27 protein-coding genes and 1 riboswitch are annotated in these 24,348 nt (G+C 38.9%); of the genes, 16 read left to right on the forward strand and 11 right to left on the reverse strand.

The annotated features are described in order from the left end of the window. Window positions 1–9: 9 nt before the first annotated feature. From U9R83_RS05935 to nagA, 3 genes are read right to left on the reverse strand one after another with little or no spacing between them, the layout of a single operon-like run. Window positions 10–735 carry a GntR family transcriptional regulator gene (locus tag U9R83_RS05935; protein WP_328575155.1) on the reverse strand — a complete coding sequence of 242 codons (726 nt, stop codon included), beginning with the start codon at window positions 733–735 and terminating at the stop codon, window positions 10–12. A gap of 57 nt (window positions 736–792) precedes the next feature. Then, a complete protein-coding gene (gene nagB / locus U9R83_RS05940; protein ID WP_116737511.1) occupies window positions 793–1,530 on the reverse strand; it encodes a glucosamine-6-phosphate deaminase in 738 nt (245 codons plus the stop codon). A 2-nt stretch (window positions 1,531–1,532) separates the two neighbouring features. Then, window positions 1,533–2,717: an N-acetylglucosamine-6-phosphate deacetylase gene (nagA, locus tag U9R83_RS05945; protein WP_014461148.1), complete on the reverse strand. Its 1,185-nt coding sequence runs from the start codon at window positions 2,715–2,717 to the stop codon at window positions 1,533–1,535. A gap of 327 nt (window positions 2,718–3,044) precedes the next feature. On the opposite strand from nagA, the gene nagE reads away from it, so the two are divergent. The 4 genes from nagE (at window position 3,045) to U9R83_RS05965 (ending at window position 6,793) form a co-directional block, all read left to right on the forward strand. Next, window positions 3,045–4,922: an N-acetylglucosamine-specific PTS transporter subunit IIBC gene (nagE, locus tag U9R83_RS05950; RefSeq protein ID WP_328575156.1), complete on the forward strand. Its 1,878-nt coding sequence runs from the start codon at window positions 3,045–3,047 to the stop codon at window positions 4,920–4,922. Window positions 4,923–5,170: 248 nt separating this feature from the next. Continuing rightward, on the forward strand, window positions 5,171–5,890 hold the full coding sequence (locus U9R83_RS05955; protein ID WP_033579488.1) for a DUF554 domain-containing protein: 720 nt from the start codon (window positions 5,171–5,173) through the stop codon (window positions 5,888–5,890). 131 nt (window positions 5,891–6,021) lie between these two features. Continuing rightward, the gene (locus U9R83_RS05960) at window positions 6,022–6,396 is read left to right on the forward strand and encodes a VOC family protein (protein ID WP_328575157.1); all 375 of its coding nucleotides are present in this window, start codon (window positions 6,022–6,024) and stop codon (window positions 6,394–6,396) included. A gap of 79 nt (window positions 6,397–6,475) precedes the next feature. After that, window positions 6,476–6,793, forward strand: coding sequence for a hypothetical protein (locus U9R83_RS05965; protein ID WP_013082157.1), 318 nt, complete (start codon window positions 6,476–6,478; stop codon window positions 6,791–6,793). Window positions 6,794–6,836: 43 nt separating this feature from the next. Here U9R83_RS05965 and U9R83_RS05970 read toward each other — a convergent pair whose 3' ends face one another. Next, window positions 6,837–7,154: an iron-sulfur cluster biosynthesis family protein gene (locus U9R83_RS05970; protein WP_013055888.1), complete on the reverse strand. Its 318-nt coding sequence runs from the start codon at window positions 7,152–7,154 to the stop codon at window positions 6,837–6,839. Between the two features lie 517 nt (window positions 7,155–7,671). Here U9R83_RS05970 and U9R83_RS05975 point away from each other — a divergent pair. The 4 genes from U9R83_RS05975 to U9R83_RS05990 are packed head-to-tail and all read left to right on the forward strand — an operon-like array spanning window position 7,672 to window position 12,453. Beyond that, complete coding sequence (locus U9R83_RS05975) at window positions 7,672–9,366, forward strand: DUF6583 family protein (RefSeq protein WP_328575158.1); 1,695 nt, start codon at window positions 7,672–7,674, stop codon at window positions 9,364–9,366. Window positions 9,367–9,380: 14 nt separating this feature from the next. Continuing rightward, on the forward strand, window positions 9,381–10,604 hold the full coding sequence (locus tag U9R83_RS05980; protein ID WP_328575159.1) for an ABC transporter permease: 1,224 nt from the start codon (window positions 9,381–9,383) through the stop codon (window positions 10,602–10,604). Beyond that, entirely contained in the window at window positions 10,601–11,746 is a 1,146-nt protein-coding gene (locus tag U9R83_RS05985; RefSeq protein ID WP_328575160.1) for an ABC transporter permease, read from the forward strand. The genes U9R83_RS05980 and U9R83_RS05985 overlap by 4 nt, the downstream gene beginning before the upstream one ends. After that, window positions 11,743–12,453 carry an ABC transporter ATP-binding protein gene (locus U9R83_RS05990; RefSeq protein WP_140450288.1) on the forward strand — a complete coding sequence of 237 codons (711 nt, stop codon included), beginning with the start codon at window positions 11,743–11,745 and terminating at the stop codon, window positions 12,451–12,453. The genes U9R83_RS05985 and U9R83_RS05990 overlap by 4 nt, the downstream gene beginning before the upstream one ends. Before the next feature lie 48 nt (window positions 12,454–12,501). Here U9R83_RS05990 and U9R83_RS05995 read toward each other — a convergent pair whose 3' ends face one another. The 3 genes from U9R83_RS05995 to U9R83_RS06005 all read right to left on the reverse strand — a co-directional run bounded on the left by U9R83_RS05995 (window position 12,502) and on the right by U9R83_RS06005 (window position 14,710). Continuing rightward, entirely contained in the window at window positions 12,502–13,857 is a 1,356-nt protein-coding gene (locus U9R83_RS05995; protein ID WP_116737495.1) for a hemolysin family protein, read from the reverse strand. A 59-nt stretch (window positions 13,858–13,916) separates the two neighbouring features. Continuing rightward, complete coding sequence (locus U9R83_RS06000; protein ID WP_014461136.1) at window positions 13,917–14,282, reverse strand: MerR family transcriptional regulator; 366 nt, start codon at window positions 14,280–14,282, stop codon at window positions 13,917–13,919. A gap of 227 nt (window positions 14,283–14,509) precedes the next feature. After that, window positions 14,510–14,710 (reverse strand): hypothetical protein, encoded by a 201-nt coding sequence (locus tag U9R83_RS06005; protein ID WP_014461135.1) that lies wholly within the window; start codon window positions 14,708–14,710, stop codon window positions 14,510–14,512. A 147-nt stretch (window positions 14,711–14,857) separates the two neighbouring features. Here U9R83_RS06005 and gloA2 point away from each other — a divergent pair, with 147 nt between their 5' ends. Next, a complete protein-coding gene (gloA2, locus tag U9R83_RS06010; RefSeq protein WP_013055896.1) occupies window positions 14,858–15,256 on the forward strand; it encodes an SMU1112c/YaeR family gloxylase I-like metalloprotein in 399 nt (132 codons plus the stop codon). A 5-nt stretch (window positions 15,257–15,261) separates the two neighbouring features. Then, window positions 15,262–16,128: a gamma-glutamylcyclotransferase gene (locus U9R83_RS06015; RefSeq protein ID WP_328575161.1), complete on the forward strand. Its 867-nt coding sequence runs from the start codon at window positions 15,262–15,264 to the stop codon at window positions 16,126–16,128. Window positions 16,129–16,284: 156 nt separating this feature from the next. Here the strand turns inward: U9R83_RS06015 and U9R83_RS06020 are convergent, their stop codons facing one another. Continuing rightward, window positions 16,285–17,160: an aldose 1-epimerase family protein gene (locus tag U9R83_RS06020; protein ID WP_328575162.1), complete on the reverse strand. Its 876-nt coding sequence runs from the start codon at window positions 17,158–17,160 to the stop codon at window positions 16,285–16,287. A gap of 141 nt (window positions 17,161–17,301) precedes the next feature. On the opposite strand from U9R83_RS06020, the gene U9R83_RS06025 reads away from it, so the two are divergent. Both U9R83_RS06025 and U9R83_RS06030 read left to right on the forward strand, forming a co-directional pair. Beyond that, a complete protein-coding gene (locus U9R83_RS06025; RefSeq protein ID WP_014461131.1) occupies window positions 17,302–17,748 on the forward strand; it encodes a YndM family protein in 447 nt (148 codons plus the stop codon). Window positions 17,749–17,875: 127 nt separating this feature from the next. Next, window positions 17,876–18,094, forward strand: coding sequence for a hypothetical protein (locus tag U9R83_RS06030; RefSeq protein WP_014461130.1), 219 nt, complete (start codon window positions 17,876–17,878; stop codon window positions 18,092–18,094). Here the strand turns inward: U9R83_RS06030 and lepB are convergent. The 3 genes from lepB to U9R83_RS06045 all read right to left on the reverse strand — a co-directional run bounded on the left by lepB (window position 18,091) and on the right by U9R83_RS06045 (window position 20,201). After that, entirely contained in the window at window positions 18,091–18,642 is a 552-nt protein-coding gene (lepB, locus tag U9R83_RS06035) for a signal peptidase I (RefSeq protein ID WP_013055900.1), read from the reverse strand. The two genes, U9R83_RS06030 and lepB, sit on opposite strands and share 4 nt — an antisense overlap. Window positions 18,643–18,832: 190 nt before the next feature. Next, entirely contained in the window at window positions 18,833–19,168 is a 336-nt protein-coding gene (locus tag U9R83_RS06040) for a LapA family protein (protein WP_014461129.1), read from the reverse strand. A gap of 280 nt (window positions 19,169–19,448) precedes the next feature. After that, a complete protein-coding gene (locus tag U9R83_RS06045) occupies window positions 19,449–20,201 on the reverse strand; it encodes a M48 family metallopeptidase (RefSeq protein ID WP_014461128.1) in 753 nt (250 codons plus the stop codon). 261 nt (window positions 20,202–20,462) lie between these two features. On the opposite strand from U9R83_RS06045, the gene U9R83_RS06050 reads away from it, so the two are divergent. The 4 genes from U9R83_RS06050 to U9R83_RS06065 all read left to right on the forward strand — a co-directional run bounded on the left by U9R83_RS06050 (window position 20,463) and on the right by U9R83_RS06065 (window position 24,097). Next, complete coding sequence (locus U9R83_RS06050) at window positions 20,463–21,707, forward strand: methyl-accepting chemotaxis protein (protein WP_014461127.1); 1,245 nt, start codon at window positions 20,463–20,465, stop codon at window positions 21,705–21,707. Between the two features lie 206 nt (window positions 21,708–21,913). Continuing rightward, window positions 21,914–22,420, forward strand: a complete 507-nt coding sequence (locus U9R83_RS06055) for a GNAT family N-acetyltransferase (RefSeq protein ID WP_014461126.1) — start codon at window positions 21,914–21,916, stop codon at window positions 22,418–22,420. Between the two features lie 47 nt (window positions 22,421–22,467). After that, window positions 22,468–23,622 (forward strand): amidohydrolase, encoded by a 1,155-nt coding sequence (locus U9R83_RS06060; RefSeq protein ID WP_328575163.1) that lies wholly within the window; start codon window positions 22,468–22,470, stop codon window positions 23,620–23,622. A 63-nt stretch (window positions 23,623–23,685) separates the two neighbouring features. Beyond that, window positions 23,686–23,787, forward strand: a riboswitch (SAM riboswitch). 67 nt (window positions 23,788–23,854) lie between these two features. Next, complete coding sequence (locus tag U9R83_RS06065) at window positions 23,855–24,097, forward strand: hypothetical protein (protein WP_014461124.1); 243 nt, start codon at window positions 23,855–23,857, stop codon at window positions 24,095–24,097. The last annotated feature ends 251 nt before the right edge of the window (window positions 24,098–24,348 follow it).

Consider the following 24,348-nt stretch of genomic DNA (forward strand, 5'->3'; position numbering starts at 1 on the left):
ACTCCTTAGTTAAGATCGTGTCATGTTAATCGTAAACTTATAGCGGTCTGCTCGGTACGAAGATTTCACCACTTCAAGCGGCGTGCCGTCTTGCAAATACGTATTTCTTTGAATTAATAGAACGGGTGAATATGAGCTGATTCTAAGATGCTTCACTTCGGTTTCAGAAGCTAAAATGGATTCTAACGTTTGATTGGCTTCGCCAATTTTCAGCCCGAGCTCTTCTTCAATATAGCGGTAGAGAGAGTCATTAACAATGGATTCTGTTAATCCTTTGACTAAGTTAGCCGATACATACACGCTTTCGAGCGCCATTGGCACGTCGTCAGCTAAACGAATGCGCTTGATTTCATAAACAGGCGCATGAAGAGAAATTTGCAGCTGCTCGGCAATTTTTTCTGAAGCCGCAATGATTTCAAAACTTAGCAATTTACTGCTTGGCACCATTCCGCGCGCTTTCATATCTTCTGTAAAACTCGTTAATCCAACGAGCTGCTGCTCAAGTTTTTTTTCAGATACAAAGGTACCGCGGCCTTTTTGACGATATAAATAACCGTCGTTTACTAAATTGTTAATTGCTTGGCGAACGGTCATTCTGCTGATTTCAAATCGTTCTGCAAACTCTCGTTCAGAAGGAAGCGAATCATTTGGTTTTAACTCTCCGTTTTCAATTTGTTTTTTTAACTTTTCTTCAATTTGATAATAAATCGGAAGAGGTGAGCTTTTATCAATCACGTGATTTCTCTCCTTTATGTAAACCCCCTCATCTAAAAGAGACGAGGAGGCTATAAATTAAACCGTAGTCGATACTTTACTTAAAGCTTCTTGGTCCGCAATAATTGTAACACTGTGATGCTTCTTTAAAATAGAAGCAGGAAATTCTTCTGTGATTTCTCCGTTAAGCAGCTGATACATCGCTTCTGCTTTGGCTTCACCGGAGATAAGCAGTAAAATTTCTTTGCTTTTCATAATCGACTCAATTCCCATTGTAATAGCTTGAGTAGGCACTTCGTCAAGAGAATTAAAGTAGCGCGCATTCGCTTTTCGCGTTGACTCTTCTAATGTCACAATATGAGTAGGAGAGTTGAATGACGTACCAGGTTCGTTAAAGCCAATATGTCCGTTTTGGCCGATTCCAAGAATCTGAAGGTCAATGCCTCCGTGATTTTGAATCATCTCATCGTAGCGGCGGCATTCTTCTTCAGGCGTATCAGCTAGGCCGTTAGGAACGTGCGTGTTGCTTACGTCAATATCAATGTGATTAAATAACGCATCTGCCATATAGTAGTGGTAGCTGTTTGGATCTTGCGGCTTCATTCCGACATATTCATCTAAGTTAAAGGAAGTAACGTGTTTGTAAGACGTACCGTGCTCTTTATGATCTTGAATTAAACGATCATATAATCCTTTCGGCGTGCCTCCCGTTGCAAGTCCCAGATTCATATTTGGCTTTTCATGAAGTTTGCTAATCAGCATATCAGCTGCTTTTGCACTCATTTCACTGTAGTTTTTCACTTGGATGATATTCATTGTTAGTCCTCCTTTTGAAAGCTCAATGTGCCTCGGCAAAATGTCATTTCAACATCTAGGTTTTCATTTAACACCACGATATCCGCATCTTTTCCAATTTTGAGACTTCCTTTTGTATCAAACAGATTAAGCTGTTTTGCTGGGTTTTCAGCAGTCATTTTTACGATGTCTTCTAATGAGCAGTTCGTAAAGCTCATCGTGTTTTTTATTGCATCGTTCATCTTTAAGATGCTTCCTGCTAATGTTCCATCTGCAAGGGTAGCCGTTGTGTCGTTTACGTGAACAGGCTGTCCTCCTAAATCATAAGTACCGTTTTTTAGCCATTTGGCACGAAGAGAATCCGTGATAAGAATCATGCGTTCACTTGTGATTTGATCGTACGCAAGCTTGACCATTTCAGGTCGGCAGTGGATGCCGTCTGTAATCAGCTCTACAAATAATTCATCTCTCAAATAAGCGGCGCCCAATACGCCGGGCTCTCTATGGTGAAGACCGCGCATGCCGTTATATAAGTGCGTAATATGAGAAGCTCCTGCTTCAATAGCTTCACCGACTTGATCATATGTGCTGTCGGAGTGGCCGATAGAAGCGACGACGTTTGTTTCTTTTAAATAAGAAGTAAGCGCTAAGCCGTTTGGCTGCTCCGGAGCTAATGTAACAAGTTTAATATGTCCTCCGGCTGCTTTTTGCCACTCTTGAAATAGTGCCACATTCGGATCTTGAATGTGAGTAGGAGGCTGCGCGCCCGCACGTTTCGGTGAAATAAACGGACCTTCTAAGTGAATACCAACTACTTCAGCATCGGTGCTTGTTTGCTCTTCGATATAGGCGCCCGCGTTGCGAAGTGCTTTTTCAACCGCTTCATTCGACTGCGTCATAGTAGTTGCTAAAAAGCTTGTTGTACCTTCTTTTGGAAGCGTGCGCGCCATTGTTTTTAATGCTTCTGCCGTACCGTCCATAGCGTCCGCATTGTTAACGCCATGAATATGCACGTCAATGGCACCAGGAATAACTTTATAGGAAGGAGAAAGTTCAATTACATGGTCTTTCGTTTGACGTACGTATTGATGGATCTCTCCGATTTCAGTAATTTTCTTGTTCGTTAGTTTAATATACCCGTTTTTTAATGTCTGATTTTCACTATAAACGGTTACATTATAAATAATGATGGATGAATGTGTATCCATACATACACTCCTTTGCTCGTTGTATTGATTTAAGTGTAACGCTTTTTGGAATAGTTGTCTAGACCAGTTAACTCTTTTTTGTGAATTAGAAAGTTTTGTAAGGGCTTTTAACGTTGATATAGAAAGGTTTTTAAAAAGAAAATTGGTATAGACAACTATATATTTTGTGTGCTAGTATGAGTCCATGCAGTAAAACCGCCTTTATTTCAGCTGATGATGTAATCATAGGCCGGGGTGAATGCGGTAACTTGTCATCCGATAAATATTGTTACGAAAATCCTTGCTCGTAACATCGGATTAAATACGTTATACAAAGGGGATAGAAACATGCTGAATTTTTTACAACGTATTGGTAAATCGCTTATGCTGCCAATCGCAGTATTACCTGCTGCGGCATTGCTTCTTCGTTTGGGTCAAAAGGACTTATTAGATATTCCATTTATGGCTCAAGCCGGAGATGCGATTTTTGCGAATTTAGCACTACTGTTTGCACTCGGAATTGCTGTAGGGCTTTCAAAAGATGGAAGCGGCGCAGCAGCACTTGCCGGAGTAGTTGGTTATTTTGTGTTAACAAAAGGGACTGTAGCTATTGATAAAGATATTAACATGGGTGTACTCGGAGGGATTGTCTCAGGGGTAACGGCTGGTTTACTATACAATCGTTTCTCAGCGATTAAGCTCCCAGAGTGGCTCGGCTTCTTTGCAGGAAAGCGGTTTGTACCGATTATTACTTCAGTTGTTATGCTTGCGCTCGCAGGAATCTTTGGTGTTATTTGGCCGCCGATTCAAGATCAAATTAACAACTTAGGAACGTGGATTACAGGAGCAGGAGCGCTTGGTGCAGGTATATACGGATTTTTAAACCGTCTACTAATTCCAATTGGACTGCATCACGTGTTAAACAGCTTAGTATGGTTTGTGTTCGGAGACTATCACGGCGTAACGGGAGATTTGAATCGCTTCTTTAAAGGAGATCCAACGGCAGGAACATTCATGTCTGGATTCTTCCCGGTTATGATGTTTGGTTTACCGGCAGCTGCGCTTGCGATGATTGCAGCAGCTAAAAAAGAAAAGCGCAAACAAGTCAGCGGTATGTTAATTGGACTTGCTGTTACTTCTTTTTTAACGGGAATTACGGAACCAATTGAATTTCTATTTATGTTCGTAGCACCGCTATTATACGTTATTCATGCCGTTTTAACAGGAATTTCGATGGCTTTAGCCGTTGCTCTTGGCATTCACGCTGGATTTGGATTTTCAGCAGGGGCCATTGATTTCTTCTTAAACTATGGAATTTCACAAAAACCGCTGCTGTTAGCGGGAATTGGAATTGTATATGCGATCATTTATTTTGTCATTTTCTACACGCTGATCAAAGCATTAAATTTAAAAACACCGGGACGTGAAGATGATGAAGAAGTAGACACATCAAACGAAACGGTTGTGGCAACAGGCGATAAATATGTGGATATGGCGTCTTATTTTATTGAAGATTTAGGCGGAAAAGAAAACTTAACCGTAATTGATAACTGTGCGACTCGTCTTCGCTTACAAGTAGCTGATGCCGGCAACATTAACGAATCTGCCTTAAAGCGTCACGGAGCGAGAGGAATCATGAAGCTCAGCAAAACAAATGTTCAAGTCATTGTCGGAACAGAAGTAGAGTTTGTTGCAGACGCAATGAATCAATTAGTTAAATACGGTACAGCGTCAACCGCTGCACCTGTTGAACAACAGGCTGTTCAAACAGATGCACACACAGAGTTTGTGTTACCGTTTGAAGGCGTTGTAAAGCCGCTTAGTGAAGTGGAAGATCAAGTGTTTTCACAAAAGATGATGGGCGACGGCTTTGCGATTGAACCGATTGAAGGAACGCTCGTATCACCGATTAACGGTGAAGTCATGACCGTGTTCCCAACAAAACATGCGATTGGCTTAAAAACAGTAGAAGGAATTGAAATCCTGATTCACGTTGGATTAGATACCGTGAATTTAAAAGGAGAAGGATTCGAAGCGCTTGTTCAAGAAGGTGACAGCGTTCAACAAGGAACACCGCTTTTACAGGTGGATTTAGAGTATGTTAAAAAGCATGCACCGTCTATTGTGACACCGGTTGTATTTACCAACTTGCCAGCGGATAAAGAAGTGAAGCTGTTAAAAACAGGCTACCAAAAGCAAGGTACAAAAGACGTTATTACATTTTAATAAAAAGGCTGGAACAAACCTGTTCTAGTTAAAAGAAGATCCGAACGATGAAGCGTTCGGATCTTTTTATTGTGATGGTGAACGTAGATTTAATCTATTTAGTTACGTTTCAATCTCTTTTTTCTTTTCTTCATAATTGAGAGAATTTTGTGTTAAAATTTAGTGTGTTTGATACAGCTAGTGTGGAGCGGAGAGGAAGTAGAACAAATGAAAAAAGAAACGGCATTATTCAGAGTAAAGGTGACAGCATGTTTATTATAGGAGCCTTGGTAAATGGATTAGCAATTGTTGTCGGAACATTAATGGGCAAGCTTGCTCACCGCATTCCTGAAAAAGTAAGCGTGACGGTGATGCAAGTGATGGGGTTATCCGTTATCACCCTTGGTTTGCAAATGGGCTTTAAAAGTCATCAGTTTTTAATTGTAATTTTGAGCTTAGCCATTGGAGCGGTTATTGGTGAGTTCATTGATTTAGATGAAAAGCTAAACCTTTTAGGCAATATGATTGAACGAAAATTTCAATCTCAGCAAAACGACAAGCAAACATTTAGTATGTCACAGGGCTTTGTGACAGGAACGTTGATCTTTGTTATTGGAGCGATGGCGATCGTCGGGGCATTAGACAGCGGAATACGCGGTGATCACAGCGTATTGTTTACAAAAGCGGTGATGGATGGATTTATCTCATTATTATTAACGACTACGCTTGGAATAGGCGTCATTTTCTCAGCGGTGCCGGTGTTTCTGTACGAAGGCATCATTGCGCTATTTGCCACGCAAATTAATGCGGTTGTGCCGCAAGATTTAATGAATAGTATCATTGCCGAAGTCACAGGAGTAGGCGGCGTGTTAATTTTAGCAATTGGAATTAATTTATTAGAAATTATTAAAATTAAAGTTGCGAATTTACTGCCTTCGATTTTAATTGCGGTTGTGATTGTAGTTGTACAGCATACATATTTTTTATGAAGAAAAAGCTTGTGGATAGTATTCGCAAGCTTTTTTGTATCTATATGAGCAAAAGTTAAGGGAGTAGCAGGTATAAAGTGATACGTGGATAATGGTATAGAATGAACAGAAAAACAAAAAGGAGGGTAAAAATGCCGAGTCCTGTTTTCAACAAAATGAATACGGTATTTATCCACGTATCCAATTTAAAGTCTTCAGTAAAATGGTATAGCGAGTTATTGAATCAAGAATACAAGATGAGCGAGGTGAGGAACCCCGTTTATAATCTTAAAATTGATGGAGAAACAGGGTTAACACTAGACGCGGGTCCTGAAGGAACAGAAAAACAAATAGTGGCTAGTCTCCATCCAATTTTTAATTTCCATACGGAAGATATTAAAGAAGCGTATGAATTTGTTAAAGAGCTGCACTATACGATTGATTCTCCGATTACTTCTTTTGAGGATTTTTCGTTTTTTACTATAAAAGATCCGGATGGACATGTGGTCATGATTTGTACAGATTAAGTCGTTAGCGCCAGAAGTTTAAGGTATAGTATACTAATAAGAAAACCCTAACGAGATGAAGTAAGGAGAAATACTGCTTATGAAAGACAATCAACAGATTACAGCTCTTATTGCTGCACAAGTGGAGAAGTTAGCACGTCAATTTGGCTATGACTTTTTATCTGAAAAACAAGGGAATCAAACGCTTTGTCAAATTCTTCAGCGAGATGAAGACGGATCTATTTTGGCAACGCCGCTTAGTTTTCATTTACATATGAATGAAGACAAAGGAACGGGAGATATTATTTACTACCACGAACAAGGGGAATTTAAGCGTCAGCAAGTGAATGTGTATGAAGAAAATAGCCTTGTGAACGTTTTGTTATTTATCCAAGAACGATTGAAGGTCAATCGATAAAAGACATATGCAAGAAAAAAAGCAGGGAGCTCCCTGCTTTTTTCTATGAATTGATATAGCGTAGTCCTACGCGATTATTAAAAATTTGGTTGTGATTTTTGAAGACAAAAGCACCTGCTGCATGATCGATCACCAGCTCATTGTCGTACACTTCTTCCATGTCATCGTCAACAATAAATTCTAAGTCTTCAACCGTTACAACTTTTTCATAGGGTTGAAGGCTGCGCTTTGAGATGATCTTCATTTCATAAATTGTATTAACAATATCGCAGCTTCCTCGATCAAAAGAAAGCTGAATCATTTGATTTTGTTCCACATTCTGCAACGCTTCTTTTGCAGAAGGAGTGACGCGTATATTCATGATTGTATCCTCCTTTTTCTATCCTCAAATTAAATTGTGTAAAATGTATTTAGGAATACTTTATTCGATTTTTATGTCACGGGCAAGAAAAAAGCTTTCTTACTATTATTATTTCCCTTTCTAAACGGAACAAAACGCTGATGTTTTTATCATGTTTTCATAAAGACATACATAGATATCACCTGTATGTGATTATAAAAAAAAGAGGTCAGCTATAGAAAAACTGTGCTTTGTAATTCTTAGGTGTAAATGCTTAATGATAGGAATATATTGTAAAAATATAAGAAGATAAGTCATTTACCTATTTTAATAGTTATTGAGATAGTTTTGAATAATTGGTTTTATTTTCAATATATTGGGTACTTAAGTAGAGTACTTTGCACACGATATTGCACCGAAAGACATCGGTTTATCGGACTAATTATTGTCTTATTTTGTCGAAGTAGTAGAATTTATGGAAACCATTCCTTATCATGTACAAAGTGACTAACAAAATACATAGGAGGTTCTGGTGTAGATGAGTGAGAAAGATCAAAACAGAACAACAGACGAAACAGCGGCTTCGCTAGAAACAGCGCCCGCTCCCAAAAAAGCGCCGGCTAAATGGATTATCATTTTGGCAGCTTTAATTGTGATTATTGGAGGAGTAATTACATTTGCTACGGTATTTAAAAAATCTCCTAAGCAATTATACTTAATTTCTGAAGTAAATACGTATCAAAAAGCAGCAGATGAATTAGAAACGAAGTACAGTGAAACGATGGCTTATCAGGAAAAAGCGATGAAGCAGCCTTCTACCACAAATGCTACTATCAAAGGCGGCTTTAACATGGATTCACTTTCGTATGATCCAAGCTTTAAAATGATTCAAGATCTTATCAGTAAAGCTGAAATTAAAATTAAAGCGGAACAAGATCCGAAAAAAAGTGAAGCATACGGTTCACTGGCTCTTAATATCGGCGGTTCAAAAGCGCTTGACCTAGAAGGTTTTCAAACGAAAGAAAGAATAGGCTTTAAAGCCCCGATTCTAGCAAATGAATATTTCTATTTAAACTTAGACGAATATGGACAGGTAGCGCGTAAGTTCGATCCTTCTTATTCAGGTCCTGAAACGCTTGATATTAACACAAGCAACGTGAGTTTAGAAGACTTAAAGTTAACGGAAAAAGAAAAGACCTACATTGCAAAAGAGTACGGAACGTTCATTTATGATCAGCTAGACAGCGATTATTTTACAAAAGAAAAAAATGTAGATTATAAAACAAATGGCAAAACGCTTCAGTTAACAAGCGTGACGCTTAACATGTCTGACAAAGAAACAAAACAATTTATGGATAAGCTTATTGCGAAGGTAGCAAAAGATGACAAGCTTCATACCATCTATGCAAATCACGTATCTAAGCTGTTTAAATCTTCGGCAGCAACGAATCCAGAATTGAAAGATATGGCAGATCCAAAAGAATTGAAAAAATCAGTAAAAGAAAGTCTTCAAGACTTCCAAAAAGATGCAAAAGATATCACGTACCCTGGCGGTGTTAAATCAACTGTGTACGTTCAAGATGATGTTGTTGTAGCTCGCGATATGAACATGGGCGTAAAAAATGCTTCTAACGATAAAGGAAAACTTAACGTCGTAACTAAAAATATTCCGTATGAAGATAACAAAACGGCTAAGCAGTTCAAAGCAGTCCTAACCGATAGCACTACCGATGATGCATTTACGTTTGATATGAAAAATGAGGTAACAACGGAAAGTGAAAAGAGAAAAGAAAACATGTCTATTCATTTGTTAACAAAAGATTCAAAAGATGAAGATACAAATATGACGTTTAAAATGAATTCAGTAATCAACGGTAAAACCGATGCAAAACAGACGGCTGACCGTACTTTCTCTTTAGACTTAGGTGATCAAGAAGATCTAGTAGTAAACGGAGAAGTAAAGCAGAATCAAGCAATAAGTGCTTCAAAAGGAAAAGCAGATTATTCGTTTGATATTCGTACAAAAATAGGACCAAAAGCAGATCCGGCAAACGTTACGTTAAAAATTGATTCCGCTTCTCAATTAAAAAAATCAGCAGCTATTCCAGAGCTTGACGCGTCTAATGCAACAAATGTAAAAGATGTAACGCCTGAAGATATGCTGTCGATTCAAGAAAATTTCGCTAAAAATGTTCAAGGTCTCATGATGAATATGGGAACCGCTGGTTACTAAAAGGTGCAAAGCAGATGAAGATATATTTCTCTTTGACTCTTTTTACATGTAAAGCTCTATCGAAAAATATAAAATCTCTCATACTGCTAATAATGATCCCTGCTCTGTTTTTACTTGGAGCAGGGATCATTATTAGTCAGACCATGCAAGGTGAGGAGAGAGTAAATCGGTTCCCCGTGGCCATTGTGGATAAAGATGATACTGCACAAACGAAGTACGTCATTGAACAGCTGACTGAAGGTAAGCTTCGCAAAATCATGAAGCCGCTTTACACGAATGAACAGAAAGCTAAACAGCTGCTGCAGCAAAATAAAGTGGCAGCCATTGTAACGCTGCCAAAAGGTTTTAGTCACGATATTGCTCATGGGAAAAATCAGCCTTTACACGTCATTGGGAATAGCAATAAGCCGCTTCAGTCACAGCTGTTTCGCTACGTGATGGAAAGTGCAGCCGACTACACGTCAGCTGCTCAAAGCGGTATTAATACGGTTGATGCCTTTTTAGAAAAAGAAAATGTTTCCGATGAAAATAGACGCGCAGAATTTAAGAAGAGCTTGGTGACGTTTGGGCTTCACGTGTTAGATCGAGGAAGTTTATTTGATGAACAAATAGAAACGAGTTTCTTTCAGCAGGATATAAAGCAATATTATGTCCTGTCTTTTGCTGCTTTGCTGCTTATGATTTGGAGCTACGGCGGATGGCTGCTTGCTAGTGAAACGCAGACTTCTCCCGTGCTGGATCGAATGAAAACAAGAGGTGTATCGTTTCTCCACATTTATTTAGCGCAGCTGACGGCTCTATTTGTTTTTTTGCTACCAGTATCTGCCGTTTTGTTTGGAAGCCTCATTAAAGGATTGAAACTTCCTGTAACCGATACGTACGGAGAGCTTTTTTTAGGGGTAAGCGGAATTTTGTTTGCCTTTTTATGTTTGTTTTTACTGCTGCGGGTTCTTTTTTTATCACAAAAAGCTTATCAACTAACCGGTTTGCTGTTTATTTTGCTGAGTGCAATTTTAAGTGGACATGTTGTGCCAGTCGTCTATTTACCGGACTGGGCGAGTGTTTTTCAGAAATGGTCACTCAACACCCGCGTCTTGGAGCTGTTATTTTATGAATTTGATGGATATAACACAAACGAAGCTTTTCTTTACCTTAAGCCTATTCTCATTACGGCAGCAGGAAGTTTTGTTCTTGCTGTTGGCTACGTGATGACTTTGCAAAGGCGGTGGAGAAAATGATCAATGAAAAAATAAAGCAGCTGCTGAAGCGCCCTATGCTTGTTATCATGATTTTCTTTTTGCCTTTAATAGGAACGGTTATTAGCAGCTCGTTTTTAGCAAAAGTACAAAGTGATTCAAAAATACCCGTTGCTCTTGTTGATCAAGATCACAGCAAAATGTCTAAACAAGTGATGGATCGACTACAGAAAACAACAGAAATACAGTTTCTTTCTCTGAACGAAGAACAAGCGAGAAAGCAGCTGGCAAAAAATAAAATTGACAGCATTTTTATTTTTCCTAACGGATTTCAACAAGAAGTAGAAGCGGGGAATTATCAAGGAGTCATTGATTTGCTCACGCTGCCTTCTTCCGTTGCGACAGAAGCGGTTCGAGAAGTCGTGGCGAGTGAAGTGACACGGTTAACGACAAATGTTAAAGCGGCAAATGAAGTGCGTTTTTTATATAAAGTCTATAACATTCATGCAGGACCGGATTTATGGAAAGAAGCGTATCACTATACCGATAACCAGTGGAAGCCAAAGCCGCTGATGACAATTGATTACGAGGGGCAAGGAACGAAGAAGCATACGAAGCAAGAGAGCGTTCAAATAACCGGATACGTACCGTTATGGGGATTCTTTACGCTTTTACTTTGCTGCATTACATCAGATTGGATGATTAAAGAGCGGAGGCACCTTTTCAAACGAATGAAAACGATGCAAAAAGGACTTTACGGTTATGTTCGAAGCGTCAGCGCCGCTTATGCCGTGCTATACGTGCTTCAAGCTCTCATAAGCTTTGCTCTATTTAAATGGCTGTATGGAATGGAGTCTTACGGCGTGCTGCTGTATATGTGTATCTATGTGATTGTGTGCGTTGCTTTTAGCACGTGGCTTGCAAGTGAAAGTCAGCGAGTTGGATCTTATTATATGATCAGCGTTGTCATGGTCACAGCACTCAGTATAATAGGAGGGAGCTTTTTCCCAGTAGGAGAGCTTTCTGCAACGATTGAAAGAATAAGTCAGTGGCTTCCGCAGCATCTGCTTCTGTATCAGCATGCACTGCCGCTCACGTTCATTTGGAAAGAGATAGCTGTTTCCATTGCATGTATATGTTTGTGCGCGTTTAAAATAGTGTGGAATGTGAGGAGCATCAAATGATTGAAATTAACAATGTTAGCAAAACATACGGAAAAAAACGGTCGTTAGCAAATGTTACGCTGACCGTAGAAAGTGGAGAAGTCATTGGTCTTTTAGGACCAAACGGCGCTGGTAAGTCGACGCTTCTGTCTATTTTGTCTACCATTACGGCTCCTTCAAGCGGGAATGTCACGATTGGAGGCTTGTCGCTTAAGAAAAATCAAAAAGCGATACGAGAAGTCATTGGCTACGTTCCACAAGACATAGCGCTGTGGGAAGAGCTTACCGTAAAAGAAAACATGAAGATGTGGAGCAAAATGACTTCACGCTCTCTATCGAATGAACAGCTTCAGTCTCTTTGCTCAGCTGTACAGCTCGAAGGAAGATGGAAGGAAAAAGTGAAAAATTTATCAGGAGGCATGAAGCGAAAGCTGAATATAGCCGTTTCACTTATTCATGAACCGTCCGTATTGTTAATGGACGAGCCGACAGTCGGAATTGATTTGCAGTCCAAGCTCGAGATCATTCGTTATATTAAACAGCTGGCGGCAAAAGGAAAGACGATTATCTATATCACCCATGATTTGAATGAAATCTTAGACGTGTGTCATCGGTTTGCGGTCTTAAAGGAAGGAAAGCTGGAATTTGTCGGCACAATGGAACAAGCGAAGGAAAAGACTGGGGAAGAGGCAGAAGAGAACGTTGTGTATAAGCTGCTGCATGATTAAAGTAATAATAAAAAAAAGAGCCGCTTCATGAAGAAGCGGCTCTTTCTATTATGCTTGTGTAACTTCTTGTTCTGGTGAATGGCTTTCAGGCTGCACGCGTTCTTCTTCAGGAAGAGCACGTACTTCTACTTCTTTCATTTGGTGACCGTCCATTTCTTTTGCAATAAACTCGTATCCAAAAAGTTTGAACGATTCGCTTTCTTGGATATCGATATTTTGCATCAGCATCCAGCCGCCAATTGTATCGATATCGTCGTTTTCAATTTCGATATGAAGCACTTCGTTAACTTCTTCAAGCAGTACTTTTGAGTTAAAGACAAAGTGCTGATCGCTGATTTTTTGAACAAGCGGCTTTTCATCTGTATCAAACTCATCTCGAATTTCTCCAACGATTTCTTCTAAAATATCTTCAACGGTAACGATACCAGCCGTACCGCCGTACTCGTCAATCAACACAGCCATATGCGTACGTTTCTTTTGCATCGAGCGCAATAGGTCTTGAATCGCTACAGTTTCAATGACTTGAATAATAGGATTCATATAAAGCTTCACGCTTTGCTTTTTTAACGCATCGTTAATTACGACATCGTTTAGAATCTCTTTGACGTTGACTAAGCCGATAATGTTATCTTTGTCTCCGTCAACGGTAACAGGGTAACGAGTGTAGCGATCCTCTACAGCAAGCTTTAAGAAATCTTCAATGCTGTCGTCTTCAGAAACAGCTGAAATTTCTGTTCTTGGTACCATGATTTCGCGAGCAACACGGTTATCGAATTCGAAAATGTTGTTCACGTACTTATATTCAGACTGGTTAATTTCCCCGCCTTTAAAACTTTCTGATAAAATAATGCGCAGCTCTTCTTCACTGTGCGCAAGCTCATGCTCTGAAGCTGGCTTTAATCCAAACATTCCAGTTAATAAACGGGCAGAACCATTTAGTAACCAAATGAAGGGGAACATAATTTTATAGAATAAAATTAATGGACGAGCAAACAATAACGTAACTGTTTCAGCTTTTTGAATCGCAAATGTTTTTGGCGCTAATTCACCAACAACTACGTGAACAAACGTTACAAGCGCAAATGCGATAATGAATGAAAGGATGTGTGTTAAAGATGCAGCAACACCCAGTTCTTCAAACAGCGGTTCTAAAATCTTCGCAACAGTCGGTTCTCCTAACCAACCTAAACCTAAAGCAGTAATCGTAATACCAAGCTGACACGCAGATAAATACTCATCTAAGTGTGTCGTTACGGTTTTAACCGCATTCGCTCCTTTTTTTCCTTCAGCAACAAGTTGATCTACCCGTGAACTACGAAGCTTCACAATTGCAAACTCTGAAGCAACGAAAAAAGCAGTGAGTACAATTAAAATCGCAAAAATAATTAAGTTAATGGTTATCAATGAATATACTTACTTTATAGTGCTATAAAGTAAGTAAACACCTCCTGTAAATAATAAATTTACGACAGCAGCAGCAGTAAAGAGTGCAAAAGAGTGACGCTTTCTGGTGAAAGCCGAGTCATCATTACTTTTCGATCTTCTTCATTCAGCTTTTCCATAAGCGGTGCAACTTCTTTTAAACTGTCGTTTAGTACGTAAAATTTGGATGCTAATTCGTCTTTGGAGTGGCTATTCTCGGATTGCTCTATAGAAAATAGAGAGGAAATCTCTTCAAGAGAACGGCCTTCGCTTTTTAATTTTTCAATTAAGTAAAGACGTTTCAGCGCTTCTTCGTTATAAAAGCGATAGTTAGAAGCAGAGCGTTCTGCTTTTAACAACCCAATGTTGGTATAATAGTCAACCGTGCGTTTCGTTACATGTGCCATCTCTGCAAGTTCGCCAATTTTGTATGTCGCAACCCCATCAGAATACCACCTCCTTTAACTATGTCAACCATCACGTGATGGTTTTTATCTACGCAACTATTTATCTTTTATCCTATCGTAATTAAGTATACGCGCGTAAGATCAAAAAGTTTCATTTTTTTATTAGCATTCAGTATATCTCAAAATAAGGTAGTTTGACAAAGATTTTATAAAAAAACTCGCTTATATTAAGCGAGTTTTTTAGTAGGATGACGTACGATAATGTGCATGCGTTCATACACATATTGAATACGTTCAGTATATTCTATGAACTCAGGGCTCATTGGAGATAGCTGATCAGCAATACGGTGCATAATAGAAGCTTCTTCTTTTAACGAATCTAAATTTTGAGTTCGGTCAATTCTTGCTTTAAATGTTAACGAAATCATGTTATTCACCTCGTTGTTATGTTACTTGTTATAAGGAGCTATGTCCGTGATTTTTATCACTCTAGTTGAAGGTGATAACGTAATTATTTGATGTTTGCCGGCATTTTGTGTAGGATGATTAGAAAAGGGTTTTTATGGGAGAATGAAATGAATTTAAAACGAATGCACCACGTAGCCATTATAGGAAGTAATTATGAACGTTCAAAAGCTTTTTATGTAAATGTGTTAGGATGCAAGATTATAGAAGAAACATATAGAAAAGAAAGAGACTCATATAAGCTAGATTTAGAAGTAGCTCCTGGCTATCAAATTGAGTTGTTCTCGTTTCCAAATCCGCCACAGCGTCCTTCAAGGCCTGAAGCATGTGGATTACGCCATTTAGCTTTTGCGGTTGAAAGCGTCGAGAATTCCAAGCGTGAACTAGAGCAGCAAGGGATTGATGTGGAACCTATTAGGGTAGATGAGCTAACGGGAAAAAAATTCACATTTTTTGCTGATCCGGACGGGTTACCGCTAGAGCTTTATGAAGAGAAAGAGGGGGAATAAGAAGTATGTGCAATTATTTATTTGTATACGGAACGCTTCTTGAAGGAGAAGGTAATCACGGATTGCTGCATCATGCGCGCCCTATTGCCAAGCAGGCAAAAACGAAAGGGAAATTATATGACACTAAGCAAGGCTACCCTATGCTCGATATCGATAGTGAACATGTTGTATACGGAGAAGTGTATGAAGTGACCGATCAGCTTATGTGGAAGGCGCTTGATGAATTAGAAGGATACATTCAAGAAGGTCATAAAGACAATGAATATGATAAAGTTGTGCAAACGGTTGAAACGGACCAAGGTGAATTTGAAGCCGTTGTATATGTAGCAAGAGACCGTTCTCTGCTGCAAGAATTTATCCCAGGCGGAAACTGGCGCGTATGGAAAGAAGATTTATTAGAAGGCATGCTGTATTTTGCTTACGGTTCATGTATGGATAACGATCGTTTTATTAAGCACGGCGTTGATCAGCATTTCCAAGACTGTCTTGGCAGAGCTGTTTTTAAAGGCTATACGCTTCGGTATAACCACGTTATTCATGACGGAGGACGTGCAGACATGGTTGAAGAAGGCGGAGTTGTTGAAGGCAAACTGTACCGCGTGCCGCCCGAAGCAATTACGTATTTGTATGGCAGAGAAGGGGTAGATAATAACGGCTATCGTCCTGCTATTATCTCTGTCGAGCATGAAGGTAAGATGGTGGATCATGTTCTTACTTTTTTTGTGTTAAATAAAGAAAAAGAAGTCGCACCTCCGGATCACTATTCTACTGAAATTATTCGAGGAGCAACAGGTGTACTTAGCGAAGAATACGTTCAGAAGCTAATAGAGCAAGTCCATGCGCTAAAAAATAGTGATGTAGTAAATAACTAATATAAAAAGACGCAAGGACAAAAGTAGTTTAGTTGAAGAAAGCTCCGAACAAGTAATCGTTCGGAGCTTTTCATTGTTATGGTGAACGCAGTCCAGATCATTGATCCCATTTGTTCGTCTCAAGGTTGGATTGATTTTGTTATGTTCTCTGTTGCATTAGCTAAAGGAAACAGAGAACTCTGTTTGAAATACACCGTCTTTTGATAAACGGTTGATGCCTAATTTTTCTTTGAAATTTCCGTTGTGATCATGCGTATCCGCAATTCCAAACCAAGGTTCGATGCAAAGAAATGGAGCGATTGTATGATTTTCTGTATCATACTTCGACCAAATACCGACATACGGGAAATCATTAAACTGAACGTTAATTTGATTTTCATTAACCGTTGATTTAATCGTAATTTCGTCAATATGGCTAAAAATTAACGCATCATTTGCAAATAAATCTGCGCTTAGCGGCAGCTGGTGTAAATTTTCTGCAGCCCCTTTTTCATGAATAAGAGCGTCTTTTAACACAAATTCCTTCGGCGTAGTTTCAGAAGGCTCTATTTCTAAAAAGTAATCAGAAATCTGCTCGTTTTCACGTAGCGGAATACGAAAAGCAGGGTGGGCTCCAATCGAAAAATACATATCGCCTTTATCTTCATTCACTACTTTCCACTGAAACGTTAATCGGTTGTTTTCCAGACGATAGCTGATTTCAACTGAACATTCAAACGGATATACGTCTTTAAAGCGGCCATTTGTAGCAAATTTCAGCCGTGCTGTTTCGTTTGTTTGCTGAATCACGCTAAAAGCGGAATCACGTAAAAAACCGTGCTGTGGCAAAGAGTATTCGCGCTGATCAACGGTATACTGATCATTTTTTAATCGGCCTACAATCGGAAACAATACGGGCGATACTCGTCCCCAATAAGCGGGGTCTCCGCTCCACATAAACTGCAGGTCTTTTTCTTTATGAAATACTTCTACAACTTCCGCTCCTTTTTCTTGAATGCTGACTTTCATTTCGCTGTTTTCTAGTACAATCATTACAACATCTCCCAACTCATTCTTGTACGCTCGAGCAGCCTCAAACGTACTGGCTTTGCCTATATTATACCCTTCTTGGCAAAAAAGGTATTAATTTCCCTATTTTTGTTCAAATTAATATAGAAAAAGGAGGGTTCAAATATGAATCATGCAACATTATTGCTCATTAAATTTGCAGCGGCACTTATTGCGTTTGGTATAGGCCTTGATTTGTTTTTTGATGCAACCATCGGAGACATTATTTCTTTTAGCTTGCTAACAACAGTTGTGACATATCTAGTAGTGGATCGAATTGTACTGCCTCGAGTGGGCAATCGTGATGCCATTATTGTTGAATTTGTTCTAACCTATATGAGCGTATGGATTTTTGGTACATTGTTATTAGACAGCTACGTTCAAATTGCTTGGGGAAGCATCATTTCTGCAGCTATTATTACATTTGCGGAGGTTTTTGTTCACCGGTACTTATTCAACCATATTGAAACTAAACACACAGTGAAGGCACGTCCGGCTTTTAAGCGAAAACTAGCGTATGACACAGAATTTGCAGAAGAACAGAATGTAGAAAATAAGGAAAATCCAAAATAAAAAGAGGCTGGAACAAAAGTATTTTAGCTGAAGTGAAAAACGAACCACTAATCAAAATGTTTGATTAGTGGTTCGTTTTTTTTGTTATGGTGAACATAGGTTTCATTTGTTTCGTTCTTTCTAGCAGTTGATTGGAGGGCAAGGCGAAGACTCCTGCGGGAAAAGCGGAACAGGTGAGACCCCGCAGGAGCGCAAGCGACGAGGAGGCTCAGCGGCCGCCCGCGGAAAGCGAAGTCTTGCACGGAAATCGACTGCGGTGTCACAAGCGGTTCAGCTCATGTATCCCATTTGTTCGGCTTTAGATTGGATTCATTTCGTTATGTCTCAACCTCTTTTTATGTGTTAATGCATAAAAGTCATTTCCTTTAAAGGCCAGTACTTCATATTGACTTCTCCCATGATCGAAGAAATCGGAGTGAGGCCAAAATGCCTGCCATCTCGGCTAATGCGTCTGTTGTCACCTAGCACTAATACGTAGCCATCCGGTATCGTGCCGTCTGGAGACAGTTCATACGTGGAAAAATTTTCAGTGAATCGCTCGTAAGCGGGAACTTTGGATAAATATTTATGAAGATGCGGCTCTTTTTTGACTTTGTTATTTATATAGAGAACATCATCTTTGTATTCGACCGTTTCTCCTGGTAAGCCCACTATACGCTTTACTAGAAAATCACTGCTGTAGGGAGCTTGCAAAACGACGATGTCAAAGCGCTCTAGCTTGCTGTGTTTGTTAATAATAATTCGATTGCCTTCGTGCAAAATAGGCTTCATAGAATCGCCTTTTACAGTATAGGGCTGAAACCAATAGTGCTGAACGACAACAGAAAGCAAAACGGTGCCGAGGATGACGCTTGTGTATGTAAGAATTTCACGCTTTATTTTTTTATTGACCATAATGGATGAACACCTTCTTAACGGTAAGACTGTCAATTTAAGTTTTTCATAGAGATATAACAGTGTTGATTGTACCATTCAGAACTAAAGTTTTCCATATCTATCTGTTTATGCGTGTATTCCAAAAATATGCGTGGTGGAACAAAAAATGAAAAAAGCCATTATTCTGGAGAATAACGGCTTTTCTTTATTATAACTGAGCGCGCTCAGTTCGAGTAGCTGGTTGATTTGGCTCTTCTTCAACAACAGGTTCAACAGGCTTATGCTGCTTGATCTCTTCTTCCAGCTCAGCAATTCGCTTGTTTTTCTGTTTCACTTGTCCTCTTAGTTGAACAATTTTTACAAAGCTCAATGAAGCAGCAACTACTCCTCCAAACACAGCCGTTGTTAAGATAATTAAAATAAGAGGCCATTTTTGTGAACCAAATACATAGTTAAATTGTACCGGATCGTTGTTAATTACAGCTAAAACAGCAATGATAAGAGCAAATATAAGTCCTAAAATAAAAAAGCTCTGTCCTTTCATAAGCTGCACTTCCTTTCTTTTACAACTTTTATAGCAAAACTGCTTACCTTAAGTGTTTGCCATCTTGCTTATAGGTATACGTATCCACATTTAAACAAAATCAAACATTTTCTTGATTATATATATCTTTCTTTTAAAAGACAATATATCGATTGGTGTAGAAACTTTGACATGTCCAAAGACCTGGTAGAGTGGAATTTCTGAGGGGAGGGAGTGGATATAATACTTCATTGTCATAAAAAAAGCACGCGTTCGCCGCGTGCTTTTTTTATGTATAAACTTAAAATGCGTTTAGGGTGTTATCGCTTAACCACTGTTTGCGTTCAGCTGCATCTTCAAATAACTCATCTGCATTTGTAAATTGAGAAGCAATGACATATTCAATTGTTGCAAGAGGAGCTGTTAGCAAACGCCAGTTTAATACAATTGTATTATCTTGAGTCGTAGCGTATTCTTCACCTAACTCGTCCCACTTAACAGATTCAGGAGCATTGTCTGCTGCTTTTTTAACAGATTTCAAAGCTTCTTGGAATTTTTCACCTGCGCGGCCTTGGTACCATTCTGTTAATAGTTGTCCAATACCTTCATTTGTTTGCTGCTCGTTCCAGCTTTCAGGTACTGTAGCAATGAATTTTGCACGGAATGTCATTTCAGCCTTTGCTACATCTCCACGAACGATGTTTAAGCGGTATTGACGTCCTAGGTAAGGGAATTTGTCTCCTTCTTCAAAAGAACCAGTTTTAGCTGCAGAAGCTGCTGCTTTAGGAGCCTCTTTTTTAGCTGTTTCTTTTTTTACTGCTTCTTTTTTTGGAGCAGATGGCTTTTCCTCAGCTGGTTGTGAACCGTTTAGTTGTTTTAAAATCCATGTTGCTTTGCGTGCGATGATTGAACGCACATTGTTTTCATTAAGACCTCTCGGGATAATAACTTTTACCCCTTCTTTGTCACAAATTTGCACCGTGATATCGGTTCTATTTGGAACGACTTCAATTTTGTAGTCAATTGTTTGATTGCCTGTTTGATACGTATACATAAAATTTTTCGTACTCCTTTCTACAAATCTTCATTTTATAAGCAAAGGTAGAGTTTGGTCAAATGAAAGAATAATCAGACAGTTATCAACTGCTGTTGCAGCGCTTTGCAGAATGATATGAATTCCAATATTTAGTGGAAAAGCGCCAATAATAATTGTTTCAATTCTTCTTTAGTTTTTACAAAAAAATATAAAAATATGCCGATACTACTAATATAGATTAGACATTCTATGTCTTTAGATTGTATAGGGGATGAAAAAATGAAAAAAGCTTTTCAAAGTTTACGCATGAAAATGCTATGTATGATTGCAGCCATGGTGGCCATAACATCTACTGTAATTGAAGTAACAAATTATTATCTTATTGTGAAACAAGAGCAAGCAGCTTCGATTACGCTAGTGATTACATTTCTGTTTGTTTCTTTTACAACTACCGTGTTCTATTTTATCATACGTCGCTACATAATTGCGGTTGAAAATTTGTCAAAAACAATGAAAGGGATTTCAAACGGTGATTTATCTGTAGATGTTGTTCCTTTGAAAGGGAAAAATGAGATTAGTACACTCATATCTTCATTTAATGAAATGATGACTCACATGAGAATGTTGCGTCAGAAAATAAGTAAAACAAAGAGCACGGTCAGTCATTCTTCAGAGCAATTGCTTGCAAGCATGGAGGAAACAAAAACAGCTGTGACAGAAGTTACGATGTCTATTCAAGAAATTGCTGCGGGTTCTGATAAGCAGTTGCTAAGTGTGGTTGAAACCGAGCAAGCTATGGTGGATATGGCAAAGCTGCTTCAGAAAATGACTAATCATTCTTCAAAGGTACAAAAATCGATGAACAGAGCCTCTGAACATGCTTCTACCGGAAATGTTGCGGTGAAAGAGGTGACGAATCAAATGAATAAAATCTATGAATCTGTTAAGATATCGACCAGTGAAGTAAAGGGGCTCGAAGATCGTTCTACAGAGATTGGACGAATTATTGACACGATTACAAGAATTGCTGAACAAACAAATCTTCTTGCACTTAATGCTGCTATTGAAGCTGCAAGGGCTGGAGAACATGGAAAAGGTTTTGCTGTAGTAGCAGGGGAAGTACGTAAGCTAGCGGAAGAATCTAAAACGTCCGCTATACAAATCAGTCATCTGTTAAAAGAAATTGAAGCGCAGGCAAAGCAGGCTTATCAAAACATGGAAGTGAATACGGAAGAAGTTACGCTCGGTATTTCCACTGTCGAAGATGTAACTGAACAGTTTTCCATAATCATGGAAGATGTCTTTGCTGCTCAAGAACAAATGAACAAAATGACAAAGGCAACAGGAGAGATTGATGGGTATTCATTCAAAGTAATGGAGTCTGTCATGGCCCTTTCGGAGGTAGCTAAACAAGCAGCTGCTTATGCTGAAGAAGTAGCTGCGGCTTCACAAGAGGAATTAGCATCTATAGAAGAACTTGTGCTGTTGGCAGCTAACTTAAAAGCTACGGTGAGCGAGTCCTAACATTTGTCTTCATATGTAACAAATACGCGCAGAAAACTGCGCGTATTTGTTTTATTTATACTTTTTATAGAAAACAATAAATAGAATTGACACGTTATAAAAGCAGTTGTATAGTGAGTACGCAAGGCGGCAGTCTGTCTTTTTTAATTCTTAGTAAACTTATAAGTTAAATAAAATATTTAAGCACTGCATAAGGAGACGAAGAGATGAAAAATGAATTCCGTTTGGCAACAAATGACGATGCAGATAACTTATTGAACTTAACTCTACAAGCATACAAACCTATTCGAGAGCTAGGCATTCCTTTCTTAGCAGCTACTGCTGATCTTGCCCTCGTTAAGAAAAATATTTCTCAAAACCTTTGCTATGTGTACGAAGAAGAGAAAAGAATCGCTGCTACTGTATCTATACGAATGCCTTGGGGAGAACATCCAGGTCCGTTTGCTGTTCCGCATCTTTGGTGGTTTGCAGTAGACCCGTCGTTTGCCAGGAAAGGAGTTGGGTCTAAGCTGCTGCATCTAGTAGAGGAAGAGGTAATAAAAAATACGTTTAAATCACCAGGTGTGTCTTTAGGAACAGCAAAAGAACATCCTTGGTTAGTTGAGATGTATGAACGAAAAGGATATGTTCAAGCTAAAGAAAAGCACCTTGCAGAAGGTTATACGACCATATTTCTTTATAAAAAACTTAATGAGATACACTCTTTGTCGTAAAAGATAGAGAAGTGCTCCAAATTAAGACATGTGAAAGAGTGATAAATATGACAGATCAATTACTACTAAATAAGCTAATAGACATACGCCGTGAGCTGCACCGGTTTCCAGAGCTTTCAATGAAAGAATATGAAACAACTAAACGTATTAAAAAGTGGTTAAAGCACTTTGATATTTCTATAGCGGATGCGTTCCATTTAGACGTAGGAGCAGTAGCAGAAATTGTGGGAGGAAAGCCGGGACCTACTATCGCTATTCGAGCTGATATTGATGCGTTGCCAATTAAAGAAAAAACCAATCTGCCATTTGCATCTGAAGTGAACGGTGTTATGCACGCATGCGGACATGATTTTCATACGGCTTCTATAATCGGAGCAGCCATCCTTCTTAAAGAGCGTCAGCAGGAGCTTTGCGGTACGGTTCGATTTATCTTTCAGCCTGCCGAAGAAACGGCTTCTGGGGCAAAAATGCTAGTTGAAAAAGGTGTGCTCGAAGGAGTGGAAGCAATCTTTGGGATGCATAACAAACCGGATCTTCCTGTAGGAACCATTGGTATCAAACCAGGACCTTTAATGGCAAGTGTTGATCGTTTTGAAATTGACGTCAAAGGAGTAGGAGGTCACGCGGGTATTCCTGAAAAAACAATAGATCCGATTGCTGCTGCTGGTCAAATTGTTACTAGTTTACAAACCATTGTCAGCCGTAATCTCAGCCCATTTCAAAATGTTGTTGTCAGCATAACTCAAATCCATGGAGGGAGCTCGTGGAACGTCATTCCTGACAAAGTAACGCTTGAAGGAACGGTGCGTACCTTTCAAGAAGAAGCGAGAGAAAAAATACCGGCTCTTATGAAACGAACTGCTGAAGGGATTGGCGCAGCTTTCGGGGCTTCAGTAGACGTTAAATGGTATCCGTATCTTCCTGTAGTAAACAATGATGATAGGCTGGAAAAACTGGCTATTAAAGCCGCAGAGGATATTAGTTATCAAGTCGTAGCAGCTGAACAATCGCCTGGAGGAGAAGATTTTGCCGTATATCAGCAGCATGTACCAGGATTTTTTGTATGGATGGGTACAGCTGGAGAATATGAATGGCATCATCCTTCTTTTTCATTAAATGAAGAGGCATTACTTGTAGCAGCTTCTTATTTTGCTAATCTAAGCTTTCATTTTTTGAATTCATTCCATTACCCAAAAAATTAAAATATTTTCATTTTTCTATTTACGCGGATGGAATTGTTTGATAAAATAAATTTTAAATTAAAAAAGTTATCACGAGTGGACGAGAGATCTGGCTCTTTGACTCCACAGCAACCTACGAATGTAAGGTGCTCCTACCAGCAAAGCATGTGCTTTGGGTGATAAAACGGGTGAAAAACTCATTTTGCATCAAAGCAAAATGAGTTTTTTTATTTTTCTAAAAGGAGAGGGTTTTATGAGTCATACAGCAGTTGCAGCATATACAGGAGAGAAAGCATTAAAGGAAGCAGTGAAATTATTAGGAAAGCATTATCAAGTAGCTTATCGTGAATTAGAAACATTTTATGAAATTGTGGTCGAAAACCATGTTCGTACATATGCTGTAGGCATAGATATTAAAGATGTACAAAAAGCAAATGAACTAGAAATTTATTCATCATGCTGTTCCAAGCTTGAGCGAGTAGGCTGTCTTTTATAGAAGAAGTTTGCTCGCGCCTCTATTTTTTTAGTGTTTTTAAATAGAAAGCATGGTTTTTGACAAGCAAAGAATCTGGTGGGTATAATCAATACTCACTAGCTTTTAAAATTAATCATAAATTGTCGAAATTTTTACACAAATTGAAGGTTACATTCGAAATGAATTGTGGTATGTTATAAAACAAGAATATTTTATGAAAGGAGCATTGAAATGGAAATGTCTCTTGAACACGGAAACGATGCAGGAAGTGA

The organism is Priestia sp. LL-8 (assembly GCF_036227845.1).
Classification (GTDB): domain Bacteria; phylum Bacillota; class Bacilli; order Bacillales; family Bacillaceae_H; genus Priestia; species Priestia zanthoxyli.